Origin of the sequence: Kaistia sp. UC242_56, from assembly GCF_044452255.1 — a bacterium.
GTDB classification, from domain to species: Bacteria; Pseudomonadota; Alphaproteobacteria; order Rhizobiales; family Kaistiaceae; genus Kaistia; species Kaistia defluvii_A.
The window spans coordinates 243,421-256,706 of the sequence record NZ_JBIOAN010000001.1 but is presented as its reverse complement, the minus strand read 5'-3'; the positions used below and the strand labels follow the sequence as shown (position 1 = coordinate 256,706).

General features: G+C 65.1%; 9 protein-coding genes and 1 riboswitch. Of the genes, 5 read left to right on the top strand and 4 right to left on the bottom strand.

Going from position 1 to position 13,286, the window contains the following annotated elements; translation table 11 throughout:
* Window positions 1-6 precede the first annotated feature (6 nt).
* The gene (locus ACHMWQ_RS01235) at window positions 7-2,097 is read right to left on the bottom strand and encodes an ABC transporter substrate-binding protein (protein WP_396306087.1); all 2,091 of its coding nucleotides are present in this window, start codon (window positions 2,095-2,097) and stop codon (window positions 7-9) included.
* A gap of 163 nt (window positions 2,098-2,260) precedes the next feature.
* Window positions 2,261-3,736, bottom strand: coding sequence for an alpha-glucosidase/alpha-galactosidase (locus tag ACHMWQ_RS01230; protein ID WP_396306086.1), 1,476 nt, complete (start codon window positions 3,734-3,736; stop codon window positions 2,261-2,263).
* A gap of 242 nt (window positions 3,737-3,978) precedes the next feature.
* Here ACHMWQ_RS01230 and ACHMWQ_RS01225 point away from each other — a divergent pair, with 242 nt between their 5' ends.
* From ACHMWQ_RS01225 to ACHMWQ_RS01215, 3 genes are all read left to right on the top strand, one after another.
* On the top strand, window positions 3,979-4,851 hold the full coding sequence (locus ACHMWQ_RS01225; protein ID WP_396306085.1) for a helix-turn-helix domain-containing protein: 873 nt from the start codon (window positions 3,979-3,981) through the stop codon (window positions 4,849-4,851).
* A 123-nt stretch (window positions 4,852-4,974) separates the two neighbouring features.
* Window positions 4,975-5,186, top strand: a riboswitch (cobalamin riboswitch).
* Window positions 5,187-5,298: 112 nt separating this feature from the next.
* Entirely contained in the window at window positions 5,299-8,241 is a 2,943-nt protein-coding gene (locus ACHMWQ_RS01220) for a ribonucleoside-diphosphate reductase subunit alpha (protein WP_396306084.1), read from the top strand.
* A 264-nt stretch (window positions 8,242-8,505) separates the two neighbouring features.
* The gene (locus ACHMWQ_RS01215) at window positions 8,506-9,639 is read left to right on the top strand and encodes a ribonucleotide-diphosphate reductase subunit beta (protein WP_354553860.1); all 1,134 of its coding nucleotides are present in this window, start codon (window positions 8,506-8,508) and stop codon (window positions 9,637-9,639) included.
* A gap of 255 nt (window positions 9,640-9,894) precedes the next feature.
* On the opposite strand, the gene ACHMWQ_RS01210 is transcribed toward ACHMWQ_RS01215, so the two are convergent.
* Entirely contained in the window at window positions 9,895-10,281 is a 387-nt protein-coding gene (locus tag ACHMWQ_RS01210; protein ID WP_396306083.1) for a winged helix-turn-helix transcriptional regulator, read from the bottom strand.
* A 127-nt stretch (window positions 10,282-10,408) separates the two neighbouring features.
* On the opposite strand from ACHMWQ_RS01210, the gene ACHMWQ_RS01205 reads away from it, so the two are divergent.
* Window positions 10,409-11,248: an SDR family oxidoreductase gene (locus ACHMWQ_RS01205; protein ID WP_396306082.1), complete on the top strand. Its 840-nt coding sequence runs from the start codon at window positions 10,409-10,411 to the stop codon at window positions 11,246-11,248.
* A 37-nt stretch (window positions 11,249-11,285) separates the two neighbouring features.
* Here the strand turns inward: ACHMWQ_RS01205 and ACHMWQ_RS01200 are convergent, their stop codons facing one another.
* Complete coding sequence (locus ACHMWQ_RS01200; protein ID WP_396306081.1) at window positions 11,286-12,038, bottom strand: FadR/GntR family transcriptional regulator; 753 nt, start codon at window positions 12,036-12,038, stop codon at window positions 11,286-11,288.
* Window positions 12,039-12,229: 191 nt separating this feature from the next.
* Here ACHMWQ_RS01200 and ACHMWQ_RS01195 point away from each other — a divergent pair, with 191 nt between their 5' ends.
* Complete coding sequence (locus tag ACHMWQ_RS01195; protein WP_396306080.1) at window positions 12,230-13,213, top strand: arabinose ABC transporter substrate-binding protein; 984 nt, start codon at window positions 12,230-12,232, stop codon at window positions 13,211-13,213.
* Window positions 13,214-13,286 lie beyond the last annotated feature (73 nt).

Genomic DNA, 13,286 nt, shown 5'->3' with positions numbered 1-13,286 from the left:
GCGGACTTATCCTTTGGCCGGTCCGCCCTTGTCGCCGGGCGCGCCGGGCAGCGTTTCCGGGAACAGTTCGTACTTGCCCTGCTTGTCGGTGGGGACGAACACGCGCTCGCGGATGATGCTGTCCTCGGCCCAGTTGAACAGGTTGATCGGCACGCCCTTCGGGATGTTGGCGAAGCGCTTGTTGATGATCAGCGCACCCGGATACTGCGTCAGGCCGATGCCGTAGACATTCTCCGTGTAGAGCTTCTGGAACTGCTTCATCAGCGCCAGCTTCTCGTTCGCGTCCGGCGTCGTGATGAACTTGTTCACGACGTCGACGATCTCCTGCTCGAAGGGCAGCAGGTCGAGTTGGCCGTCCTTGCCGGCACGGTGGAACCAGCTGGTCTTGGGGCCGAGCGGCGCCAGATTGACGGTCTTCTGCACGACCGAGGTCAGGTCTTCCTGGTTGCGGAAGATCATCCAGTCGAACTGGCCGCCCTGCTGCAGCGCGTCGCGCTGCTTGCCCTCGACCTGGTTGAGCAGGACGCGGATGCCGAGCGGCTCCATCATCGCCACGACGCCGTCGGCGAGACTCTTGTCGGTCTGGTAGTCGGCATTGACGAGGAGGGTCACCTCGACGTTCTTGCCGCCCGCCGTTCCCTCAGGGAAGTTGACGATGCCGTCGCCATCGGTGTCCTTCAGGCCCGCCAGCGCCAGTTCAGCCTTGGCGCCTTCGAGATCGAAGGGATAGTAGGCGGTCGAATCCTTGTCGTAGTAGGTCGTGCCGGAATAGATGCCGCCGGGATAGATGGTCGTGAATGGACCCTTGACCAGCGACTCGCCGAGGCGCTTGCGATCAACCGCCGAGGTGATCGCCTTGCGGAAATGCTCGTTGCGGTTCAGCTCGCGCACGGCCTGGGCGCGCTCGTCCGGCTCGCCCCAGCCATTGGCCGAGAGGTTCGGATAGAGCGAATAGCCGATGATGCGCGGGCCGAACTCCAGGCGGGCCGGCGCGTCGGCGCTTGCCGAGCGCTTGAGCGCCTCGACGAAGCTTTCCGGCTGCTCGAGATTGGCGAAATCGCCCGATCCGGCCACGGCCTGGACGTCGCGATCGGCCCAGGTCGAGAGCTTGTAGTGCAGTTCGTTCAGGTAGGGCAGCTGGTTGCCCGCCTCGTCGACCTTCCAGTAATAGGGATTGCGCCGCATGACGATGATATCGTCGGGGCGATACTCGACAGGCGCCCACGCACCCATCACCGGAATGTTCATGTATTCCGGCGGGAAGGCGTTCTTGTACTGCTCGTAGGTGTTCTTCGAGTATTTGGGATGCTGCGGCTTCAGGATATGCGCCGGGCCGGGGCAGAAGGTGCCATAGGCCATCTGGTAGAGATACTGCTTCGGGAAGGCTTCCTTGAAGGTCCAGATCAGCGTGTAGTCGCCATCGGCCTTCAGCGTCGTGCCTTCGCCGAACGAGCCGGGCGCGGCGCCGTTCAGCGGCGTGACGTTCGGATCGTTGACGTTGTCGTCCCAGTAGAACATCGCGTCGGCAGTGGTGAACGGCTGGCCGTCCGACCACTTCGCGCCTTCGATGAGGTGCATGGTCAGGGTGTGGCCGTCTTCCGACCATTCCCAGCTCTTAGCGAGGTTCGGCAGCGGCTGCAGCTCATCCGCCTTGATCTGGAACAGCGGACCCGAGCGGGTCAGGCATTCGGAGAGGCCGATATCGATGCCGCCCCAGCCCTGCGACTGGCCGCCAATATAATTCCAGCCTTCCGGGCGGCCGCCGATGACATGGCGCATCGTGTCGCCATAGACGCCGAGGCCATCGACCATGTTGCCGGTCTTGTAGACCATCGGCTCCTTGGGGAGGCGGTCCTTGACGGCGGGCAGCTTGCCGGTCGAGACGAAGTTCTTCGTGACCCAATCGGGCTCGTGATATTCGGGCAGCGCCTTGAATTCGAGCATGTCGGCCGCGCCGACATAGTCGATCTTGCCCTGGGCGTCGAATTTCGGCGGATCGGGCGGCGTGATCGGCGGCTTCACCTGGGCCTGCGCGGCCAGGACCGAAACGCCCAGAAGCAGGCCGGCTCCACCAAGAGCCAATGCGTATCTGTTCATAGTTCCTCCCCTTTGAACGGCACCGGCGCGACGCGCCGGCACCCGTTTCTTCTGCCTTCCATGGCGGCCTCCCGCGCAGCGCCGTCCCAAGGGCGCGACATGGGTTGCCGATCCGGCGCGATGGCTCCTCCCGCCGCGCCGGATCCAGCGTTCGGCCCGGCGGCTACTCTGCCGCCTCGGCCTTTTCCTTGGCCCGCTCGGCGCGGACGGTCTCGATGCCCCGGACCTCGCGCCGCGCTGCGCCCTGCCAGTCGCGCGTGGCGACGGTCTTGTTGGCGAGGCGCGCCTTGGCGTCGTCGATGGCGTGGGCGTATTGCGGCAGCCAGCGCGCCTGGGCGACCAGCATCTCGTCGACCATCTGCCAGACCTCGTCCGGCGAGCAGATCGCACCGACCAGCGGGTCATGCAGAACGGCAAGCTTCAAGAGCTCGACATCGCCGGTGACGGCGGCGTGGACGGCCATGCGCTGGACGTTGATCGACGACAGGCAGGTGGCGGCGCAGGCTTCCGGCAGCTTGATCCCGGCCGTCATGTTGAGGCCGAAGCGGTCGACGAAGCCCGTCGATTCGATGATCGCATCCTCGGGCAGGTTGGTGATGATGCCCCGGTTCTTGACGTTGAAGTGGCCGCGATAGACGCGCCCGGTCTCCAGCGCCTCGAGGATGTGGCTGGCATGCTCGTTCGAGCGCTTCTTCGGGTCGAGCGGCTTGCCGGCGTCCTCCAGGAACTTCGGGAAGTCGGTCTCGAACCAGTTGCGGGTCTCGGTCGAGTGGCGGAGATAGCCGCCGGTCTCGCCATGGATCCAGTTCGACATGTCGATCCAGCGATGGATCTCGTCCGGACGCTTGCGGTACCAGGGCAGGTATTCCGACAGATGGCCGTTGCTCTCGGTCGAATAGAAGCCGAAGCGCTTCAGGACGTCGATGCGGACCTTCTCCTGCTGCGAGAACACGGGATGCGCCTCGAAGGCGGCGACCAGTTCGTCCTTGCCGATCTTGCGGCCGCGGAAGCGGATGTCGACATACCAGGTCTGGTGGTTGATGCCGGAGCAGATGAATTCCAGCTCGCTCTCGTCGGTCGCGCCCAGCACCTCGGCGATCTGTTCGCCGCCATGCTGCACGCCATGGCAGAGGCCGATCGTGTCGACCTTGCCGTATTCGATCGCCGCCCAGGTGTTCATCGCCATCGGGTTGGCATAGTTCAGGAAGCGCGCGCCCGGCTCGGCGACCTCGCGGATATCCTTGCAGAAGTCGAGGATGACCGGGATGTTGCGCTGGCCGTACAGAATGCCGCCGGCGCAGATCGTGTCGCCGACGCACTGGTCGACGCCATATTGGAGCGGGATGCGGATATCGTCGGCATAGGCCTCGAGCCCGCCGACGCGCACGCAGCTGATGACGTAGCGCGCGCCGGTCAGCGCCTCGCGCCGGTTGGTGGTCGCCGTGATCTTGGTCGGCAGCTTGTTCTCCGCGACCATGCGGTCGAGGATCTGCCGGACCATGGTCAGATTGTGCTCGCTGATGTCGGTCAGCGCGAATTCGACCTCGCGCAGTTCCGGCACGCAGAGGATGTCGGAGACCAGCTTCTTGGTGAAGCCGACGCTGCCGGCGCCGATGATGGCGATCTTGAAACTGGACATGGCGTTTCTGGGGTTCCTCGGAGGCGGCCGGCGCGCCCTGGGCGCGGTTCCTGGCAAGAGAGCTCGAATGGGGCGGTCAGAAAGGTACGGAATTGCCTCGATTTCGGCGGGGTTTCGGCAGCCTCGGGTGGTATTGGCTCATGGTGCTGCTCTTTTTTATCGCCCGGCCGCTTGGCTCGAGGCTAGTATGCGCAAGGTTCATGCGTGAACCAGAGAGAATTTGTGCTTTCGTGGGTGATTTTATGCTCGGAGAATTGGCCCAGCGTGCCCCGGTCATGAAGACCGTATCGCTGCCCCGCGGCCGCCACCGGCTGCACACCATGCCGACCAGCACGGGCTACGAAATCCGCACCGATTCGAGCTATAGCTGGGACGGTCGCAAGCGGGGCCAGACGCCGTTCACCGTGCTCCAGCATACCGTCGCCGGCTCCGGCAAGCTGCGCTACGACCGGCGCCATTACCGCATCGGGCCGGGCGAAACGATGCTGGTCGTCGTGCCGCACAATCACTGCTATTCGGTCGAGCCGGGAACCCCCTGGGAGTTCTTCTGGATTTCGATGAACGGGCAGGAGGCGCTGCGCATCCACCGGCAGATCCTGGAGGCGACGGGGCCGGTCTTGCGGCTGCGGCCCGACACGATCGACCATCTCGCCGATTGCAGCTTGCGGCTGATCGATGGCGGCGGCGAGACGCCCGGCGCCGCCTCGGCCGTCGCCTATGAGGCGGCGACCGCGCTCTATGACGACGTGTTCGGCTCGCATGGCGCGTCGCTGGCCGATAATGGCGTCATCCAGCGCGTGGTCGAGCACATCCTCGCCAATCTCGACAAGCCGCTCTCCGTACCGGAACTGGCCGAATTCTCGGGCTTCAGCCGGGCGCATTTCTCGCGCATGTTCGCGGCGAGCGAGGGCATGCCGCCGGCCGAATTCGTGCTGCAGGAGCGGATGCGACGCGCCGCCCGTCTGCTGGCCGGCCAGCAGGTGCTGTCGGTCAAGGAGGTGGCGGTGCTGTCCGGCTTCGACGATTCGAACTATTTCGCCAAGGTGTTTCGCCGCTTCTTCGGCACCAGCCCGACCGAGTTCCGCACCACCGGCATGTATGCGAGCGCCAGCTAAAGCGGCAGTTGGGAGGAATTTCCACAGCCGGGAATTGGCGGGTCGGCTTCGGAATGCGGCCGGGCCGCCGATTCGCAATCCTGTCAACAATAACTAGATATTGACGATGGAGGCGCATGGGCGTCTACATCTGCGTGTCGAGGTTCTCCTGAGTCGCAAGACCCAGGGCTAAGAGGGAATGCCGGAACGCCCGAAAGGGTGGAGCCGGAGCTGCCCCCGCAACTGTGAACGGCGAGTGTCTGCCCGGAGAGACCACTGGGACCGAAAGGTCCCGGGAAGGTGGGCAGAGCGACGACCCGTGAGCCAGGAAACCTGCCCCGACAGACTGAAAGAATCCTCGGGCGGGGTGTCCCGGTGGAGCGCTGGTTTCGTGCGGCCTTTTTGGGGGCCGTTCGTCCTGTTCGCTTCGCTCGGCCTTTGCTCCCAACCAATTTTGGGCTGAAGCCGATGACACAGACGATTGATCAAGACCGTAGCGCGCCGGTCGCCTCCTATCCTTCGCTTTCGCCGGCCCCCGTACCGTCCAAGCCTTCCGCCGCCGCCACGCCGGCCTTTCACGTCATCCGCCGCAACGGTTCGCTGTCGGATTTCGATGCGTCCAAGATCGCCGTCGCGCTGACCAAGGCGTTTCTCGCCGTCGAGGGCAACAGCGCCGCTGCCTCGCGCCGCGTGCATGAGATCGTCGACGACCTGACCGGCCAGATCGTCAGCGCGCTGACGCGCCGCGTCGGCTCCGATCGCGCGCTCCATATCGAGGACGTGCAGGACCAGGTCGAGCTGGCGCTGATGCGCGGCGAGCACCACAAGGTCGCCCGCGCCTATGTTCTGTATCGCGAGGAGCGCGCCCGCGCCCGCCGCACCGCCGAGGCGGTCGCCCCGGTCGGCGCGCCGCTGCTGCAGGTGCGCGGCGCCGATGGCGTGCTGCGTCCGCTGGATGAGCGCCGCCTGCAACTCGTCGTCGACGAGGCCTGCGCCGGGCTTGCCGATGTCGACGCAGCCGCGATCCTCTCGGAAACCCGCCGCAACCTCTATGACGGCATCTCGCTGGCCGAACTGGCGCTGGCGCCGGTGATGGCGGCCCGCACGCTGGTCGAGAGCGAGCCCAACTACGCCTTTGTCAGCGCCCGCCTGCTGCTCGACATGCTGCGCGCCGAGGCGGTTTCCTTCGTGCAGGGCATTCCCGTCCAGCCGACGCAGAGCGAGATGGCCGGCCGCTATGCCGATTATTTCCCCGCCTTCATCCGGGTCGGCATCGAGCATGAACTGGTCGATGGCGAACTCGGCCGCTACGATCTGGTCCGCCTCGCCGCTGCGCTAAAACCCGAGCGCGACCTGAACTTCCAGTTTCTCGGCCTGCAGACCCTCTACGACCGCTATTTCCTGCAGACCGGCGGCACCCGCATCGAGCTGCCGCAGGCCTTCTTCATGCGCGTCGCCATGGGGCTGGCGATCCGCGAGATCGACCGCGAGGCGCGGGCGATCGAGTTCTACAATCTGCTGTCGTCCTTCGACTTCATGGCCTCGACGCCGACCCTGTTCAATTCGGGCACGCTGCGGCCGCAGCTTTCCTCCTGCTTCCTCACCACCGTGCCGGACGATCTCGAAGGCATCTTCAAGTCGGTGAAGGACAATGCGCTGCTGGCGAAGTATTCCGGCGGGCTTGGCAATGACTGGTCGCGCGTGCGCGGCCTCGGCGCCCACATCAAGGGCACCAATGGCGAGAGCCAGGGCGTGGTGCCGTTCCTGAAGGTGGCGAACGACACGGCGATCGCCGTCAACCAGGGCGGCAAGCGCAAGGGCGCCGTCTGCGCCTATCTCGAGACCTGGCATGTCGACATCGAGGAATTCCTCGATCTCAGGAAGAACACCGGCGACGACCGCCGCCGGACGCATGACATGAACACCGCCAACTGGGTGCCGGACCTGTTCATGCAGCGCGTTGCCGAGGATGGTCCGTGGATCCTGTTCTCGCCCGACGAGACGCCGGATCTGCACGATCTTTACGGGCCCGCATTCAAGCGCGCCTATGAAGGCTATGAGGCGAAGGCGAAGCGCGGCGAGATGCGTGTCCATAAGGAGGTCAAGGCGACCGATCTTTGGCGCCGCATGCTGACCATGCTGTTCGAGACCGGGCATCCCTGGATCACGTTCAAGGATCCCTGCAACATCCGCTCGCCGCAGCGCCATGCCGGCGTCGTGCATTCGTCCAATCTCTGCACAGAGATCACGCTGAACACGTCGAATGACGAGGTCGCGGTCTGCAATCTCGGCTCGATCAACCTCGCCCATCACATCGTCGGCGACGGCCTCGACCTCGACCGGCTGGCGCGCACCGTCCAGACGGCGATGCGCATGCTCGACAATGTCATCGACATCAATTTCTACACCATCCCCGAGGCCCGCCGTTCCAACCTGCGCCACCGCCCGGTCGGCCTCGGCCTGATGGGCTTCCAGGACGCGCTGCAGGCGCTGCGCATTCCCTATGCTTCTGAGGCCGCCGTCCGCTTCGCCGATGAGAGCATGGAGGCGATCTCCTTCCATGCGATCTCGGCCTCGACCGATCTCGCCGCCGAACGCGGCCGCTATCCGAGCTTCGACGGCTCGCTCTGGTCGCAGGGCATCCTGCCGATCGACTCGGTGGAGCTGCTGGCCGAAGCGCGCGGCGGGCTGGAGCTCGACCGCTCGACCGTGCTCGACTGGGAAGGCCTGCGCGAGCGGGTCAAGACGGTCGGCATGCGCAATTCCAACACCATGGCGATCGCGCCGACGGCAACGATTTCCAACATCTGTGGCGTGGCGCAGTCGATCGAGCCGGCCTACCAGAACCTGTTCGTCAAATCGAACATGTCGGGCGACTTCACCGTGGTGAACGCGGCGCTGGTGCATGATCTCAAGGCGCGCGGCCTCTGGGACGAGGTGATGGTGTCGGATCTCAAATATTTCGACGGCAGCATCGGCCCGATCGACCGCATCCCGGACGATCTGAAGGCGCTCTACGCGACCGCTTTCGAGATCGACTCGGCCTGGCTGATCGAAGCGGCGGCGCGGCGGCAGAAGTGGATCGACCAGGCGCAGTCGCTCAACCTCTACATCGCCAATCCCTCGGGCAAGAAGCTCGACGCGCTCTATCGCCTCGCCTGGCAGCGCGGCCTGAAGACGACCTATTACCTGCGCTCGCGCTCGGCGACGCATGTCGAGAAGTCGACCCTGAAGGGTACGGACGGCAAGCTCAATTCGGTCTCGGCCGTGCTCGCCACCGCCCCGGTCGCCGCTGCGCCGATCGTGGTGCCGGCTGCGAAGCTGGCGCCGGCGCCGATCGCGATCCCGATCGGCGAAGCCTGGGGCCAGGCCTGTTCCATCGACGACCCCGACTGCGAAGCCTGCCAGTAGGGGCAGTACGCAAACAAGACCCTCACCCAACCCTCTCCCGCAAGCGGGCGAGGGCTTTTCAGCCGGCGCCGAGGAGAGGCTCGGTCGCCCCCTCTACCGCTTGCGGGAGAGGGCTGGGGTGAGGGGCTTTTCCGCCTCTCCGGATGGTTCCCTAAACCCTCACCCGCCGCACTTCGTGCGTCGACCTCTCCCTCAGGGAGAGGTGAAAACAAGACCTCTCGGCCGCGCTTCATGCTGCGCCATCAAAATTCCAAGGAGTTGACCATGCTCGATTGGTCCGAACCCAAATCCGCTCCCGCCCCGGGCGCGCCTTTCGCGGCAGCCGGGCAGGGTGAACCGATCGCCGATGCCACCGGCCTCGGCGCCATCGACCGCGCCGGCGGCCGGGTCTCCGTCGACGACAAGGCGATGATCAATTGTCGCGCCGACGTGAACCAGTTGCTGCCGCTCAAATATCGCTGGGCCTGGGAAAAATACCTCGCCGGCTGCAACAATCACTGGATGCCGACCGAGGTCTCAATGCAGGCCGACATCGCGCTCTGGAAGTCGAAGGACGGGCTGACCGAGGACGAGCGCCGCGCCATCAAGCGCAATCTGGGCTTCTTCGCCGCCTCAGAATCTCTCGTCGCCAACAACATCGTGCTGGCGATCTACCGCCATCTCACCAATCCGGAATGCCGGCAGTACCTGCTGCGCCAGGCTTTTGAAGAGGCGGTGCATACGCACACCTTCCAGTACATCGTCGAAAGCCTCGGCCTGGACGAGGGCGAGCTGTTCAACATGTACCGGGAAGTGCCGTCGATCACCGACAAGGCGGCCTGGGCGCTGAAGCACACCCAGCATCTCGACGATCCCGATTTCAAGACCGGCACGCCCGAGACCGACCAGGCGTTTTTGCGCGATCTCGTTGCCTTCTATGTCATCTTCGAGGGCATGTGGTTCTACACCGGCTTCGCGCAGATCCTGTCGCTCGGCCGCCGCAACAAGATGGTCGGCATCGCCGAGCAGTACCAGTACATCCTGCGCGACGAGAGCATTCACCTGAATTTCGGCATCGACGTCATCAACCAGATCAAGGCGGAAAACCCGCATCTCTGGACGGCTTCGTTCCAGGACGAGCTGCGTTCGATGATCCGCGAGGCGGCCGAGCTGGAGGCGTCCTATGGCCGCGATACCATGCCGCGCGGCTTCCTCGGCCTGAATGCGGCGCTGTGCGAGAGCTACATGCACTTCATCGCCAACCGCCGCTGCGCCCAACTCGGCCTCGCGCCGGTGTTCCCCGAGACGGAAAACCCGTTCCCCTGGATGTCGGAAGCGATGGATCTGAAGAAGGAAAAGAACTTCTTCGAGACCCGCGTCATCGAATACCAGAACGGCGGCGCGCTCGCCTGGGATTGAGACTGGCCGGATGCTTGAACCCTCCCCTTGAGGGAGGGTCAAGACCGCCCTAGGCGGTCTTGGGGAGGGGGCACTCCTGCGCCTCCGCCGTTTCTCGGCTGCGAGACACCTCCCTCATCATGCTGAGGAGGTCCGAAGGGCCGTCTCGAAGCACGCAGGTAGGCTGTGCAATCGATCCCGCCCCCTCGACCGTGCGTCCTTCGAGGCCCGAGCTGCGCTCGGGCACCTCAGGATGATGGCAATCGAGCGCAGCGATCAGCGCAGCTCGGCCGCTGCGTCATACGTCTTCTGGGCCGTCAGAACGGCGTCCATGTTGCGCTCGGCCCAATGGGCCAGCGTCGCGACCGTTTCGGTCAGCGTCCGGCCGAGCAGCGTCAGCGCGTATTCGACCGTCACCGGCACGGTGGCGAAGACGGTGCGCGAGACCAGCCCGTCTCGCTCCAGCTTCTTCAGCGTCTGCGACAACACCTTCTGCGAGATGCCCTTGATGTCGCGCCGGATGTGGTTGAAGCGCACCGGCTCGCCCTGCAGCCGGTCGAGGATCAGCAGCGCCCATTTGTCGGCGATCCGGTCCAGCACCAGCCGCGTGGGGCAGCGGTCTTCATAGACGTCATAGGCGCGCTGCAGAATCGACGTTTCCATTGCATTCTCCTGCCCCGGTATCCCCGAGGAAACCATGTGAGCCAAAAGTGCTCTCTTTTGCCCCGTCTCGATCGGCAGTATGTAGCAAATCGAAACAAGGTTTCCAAATGAAACTAGGATGGAAGAGATGACGAACAAGATCCTCGTACTCGGCGCCACCGGCAATGTCGGTCGTCCGCTGGTCCAGGCGCTGCTGGCCAAGGGCGAGGCGGTCAAAGCCGCGTCGCGTTCCGGCAAGCCGGTCGAGGGCGCCGAGGGCGTTGCCTTCGATTATGCCGATCCCGCCAGCGTCGCAGCCGCCTTCGACGGCGTTGACCGCCTCTATCTGATGCTGCCGGCCGGCTATGTCGCGGCGAAGGAAATGCTGCTGCCGGTGGTCGAGGCCGCCGCTGCGAGAAACGTCAAGATCGTCTTCCAGAGTGTCTTCGGCGTCCAGGCCGACGATTCCATCCCCTATCGCCAGGTCGAGATCGCCATTGAGAAATCCGGCGTGCCCTATGTGATCCTGCGGCCGAACTGGTTCGCCGACAATTTCCATACCTACTGGAAGGCCGGCCTCGACCATGGCGTGATCGCCGTGCCGGCGGCGGATGGCAAGTCGAGCTTCATCGACGTGCGCGACATCGCGGCCAGTGCGGCGGCGGCCCTGACGACCGACCGCTTCGACGGCCGCGCCTTCAACCTGACCGGCCCCGAAGCGCTGGGCTATGCCGATGCAGCAGAAATCCTGTCCGGCGTGGTCGGAAAGCCGGTCGCCTACAAGCCGGTCGAGGATGACGCCTTCATCGCCTTGCTGACCGGCGCCGGCGTGCCGGCCGATTATGCCGGCTTGCTGACCTCGATCTTCTATCCGGTGCGCCAGGGTTGGACGGCGGCCCCGACGGGCGATGTCGAGACGTTGACCGGCAAGGCGCCGCGTTCGGTCGCGACCTACGCGGACGACAACGCCGCCGCCCTGACGGCCTGACCGATCGAAAGCGGGCCGGCAGCCTGGCTGCCGGCCATCAGCTCTCCGCCGCTGCGGCGGCGCGGAGATCGCGTTCGGCGAGGTCGAGGATGGCGTTGACGGCCAGGCGGGCTCCCGGCTCGTCGCGAAGGCGCAGCGCCTCGACCAGCCAGTGATGCACGCGAAGCGCTTCCTCGTGGTTGGCGACCGAGCGATTGGAAGCGCCGAGCGCACGCTGCATGGCGGCGTGGATCAGCCCCGAGAACTGCGCGAAGACGCGGTTGTGGCTCGCCTTCAGCAGCACGGTGTGGAACGCCACATCCGCTTCCGTGAAGGCCTCGTCGTCGACCGCGCCGGCCATGCGCTGCCAGGCGTGGTCGAGATCGGCGATCTCCTGCGTGGTGGCGCGTGTCGCGGCCAGGGCCGCGGCCGCCGGTTCGATGGCGCGCCGCGCCTCCAGGATCGACATCAGCAGCGCCGGATCCAGAAATCCCGTCCCCATCCAGTCGACGATGTCGGGATCGAGGAGGTTCCAGTCCTCCTTGTCGCGCACCGTGGTGCCGACGCGCGGACGGCCGCGTACCAGCCCCTTCGATTCCAGCACCTTCAACGCCTCGCGGATCACCGTCCTGCTGACGCCGAATTCGGCGCAGAGGTCGTTTTCGCGCGGCAGATTGCTGTGGGGCGGAAAACGGCCGGACGCGATGGCGCGCGCCAGCGTCGCGATGATCTCCTTCTGCACGCGCGGCTTGGCGCGGCGGACAAGCGTGTCGGCACCCGTCTCGGCGGTGGTCTCGGCTGGGCTCGTCATCGGACTCGGTTCGGGTGTCGTCATTCTGGGATCGGCTCCCTGCCAATCCCACGCGGCTGCCACGGGATCAAGGGCGGATCCTGCGCTTATATAATCATACAACAGAAGTTGACGGGTATGATGATTCGAAATATGGATTCTCACCCCCGCTCGGAGAGGCGGTGGAACGAATTCTCGTGGGAGAGAGAACAATGCGCCTTTGGAAGAGTGCCATCATGGCTGGTGCAGCCGTGATGATCGCCCTGTCGTCGGCCTATGCCGCCGACGTCAAGATCGGCTTCATCGTCAAGCAGCCGGAAGAACCCTGGTTCCAGGACGAGTGGAAGTTCGCCGAGGTCGCGGCCAAGGAGAAGGGCTTCACCCTCGTCAAGATCGGCGCCGAGGACGGCGAGAAGCTGCAGTCGGCGATCGACAATCTGGGCGCCCAGGGCGCGCAGGGCTTCATCGTCTGCACCCCGGACGTCAAGCTCGGCCCGGGCATCGTAGCCAAGGCCGAGGCCAATGGCCTGAAGGTCATGACGGTCGACGACCGTCTGGTCGATGCCGATGGCAAGCCGCTCGAAGCCGTGCCGCATATGGGCATCTCGGCCACCAAGATCGGTGAGGCCGTTGGCGAGGCGATCGCGGCCGAGATCAAGAAGCGCGGCTGGGACCCGAAGACAGTCGGCGCGATCCGCGTCTCCTATGACCAGCTGCCGACCGCCGCCGACCGCGTCGATGGCGCCATTGCCGCGCTGAAGGCCGCCGGCTTCCCGGCCGAGAACATCTTTGACGCGCCGCAGGCCAAGACCGATACGGAAGCGGCGCTGAACGCCGCCACCGTCGTGCTCAACAAGCATGCCGACATCAAGAACTGGGTCGCCTTCGGCCTCAACGATGAAGCCGTGCTCGGCGCCGTCCGCGCGACCGAAAGCGTCGGCATCCCGGCCGCCAATGTCATCGGCGTCGGCATCGGCGGCGCCGAATCCGCGATCAACGAGTTCAAGAAGGCCGACGCCACCGGCTTCGTCGGCACCGTCATCATCTCGCCGAAGCGTCACGGCTATGAGACGGCGCTGAACATGTATGACTGGATCGCCAACGACAAGGCGCCGCCGGCGCTCACGCTCACCGCCGGCCAGCTTGCCCTTCGCGACAATTACGAAGCCGTCCGCAAGGACCTCGGCATCGAGTAGTCACGCGGCCTCGGATATTCCGGCGGCGGATCCGTTCCGCCGCCGGTTCTCGTTTGCGGGGAGGGGTCGGGAC

Excerpts from the sequence above, each read along its gene's own strand:
- ACHMWQ_RS01235 (WP_396306087.1), bottom strand. The coding sequence starts at position 2,097 with ATGAACAGATACGCATTGGCTCTTGGTGGAGCCGGCCTGCTTCTGGGC.
- ACHMWQ_RS01230 (WP_396306086.1), bottom strand. The coding sequence starts at position 3,736 with ATGTCCAGTTTCAAGATCGCCATCATCGGCGCCGGCAGCGTCGGCTTC.
- ACHMWQ_RS01225 (WP_396306085.1), top strand. The coding sequence starts at position 3,979 with ATGCTCGGAGAATTGGCCCAGCGTGCCCCGGTCATGAAGACCGTATCG.
- ACHMWQ_RS01220 (WP_396306084.1), top strand. The coding sequence starts at position 5,299 with ATGACACAGACGATTGATCAAGACCGTAGCGCGCCGGTCGCCTCCTAT.
- ACHMWQ_RS01215 (WP_354553860.1), top strand. The coding sequence starts at position 8,506 with ATGCTCGATTGGTCCGAACCCAAATCCGCTCCCGCCCCGGGCGCGCCT.
- ACHMWQ_RS01210 (WP_396306083.1), bottom strand. The coding sequence starts at position 10,281 with ATGGAAACGTCGATTCTGCAGCGCGCCTATGACGTCTATGAAGACCGC.
- ACHMWQ_RS01205 (WP_396306082.1), top strand. The coding sequence starts at position 10,409 with ATGACGAACAAGATCCTCGTACTCGGCGCCACCGGCAATGTCGGTCGT.
- ACHMWQ_RS01200 (WP_396306081.1), bottom strand. The coding sequence starts at position 12,038 with ATGACGAGCCCAGCCGAGACCACCGCCGAGACGGGTGCCGACACGCTT.
- ACHMWQ_RS01195 (WP_396306080.1), top strand. The coding sequence starts at position 12,230 with ATGCGCCTTTGGAAGAGTGCCATCATGGCTGGTGCAGCCGTGATGATC.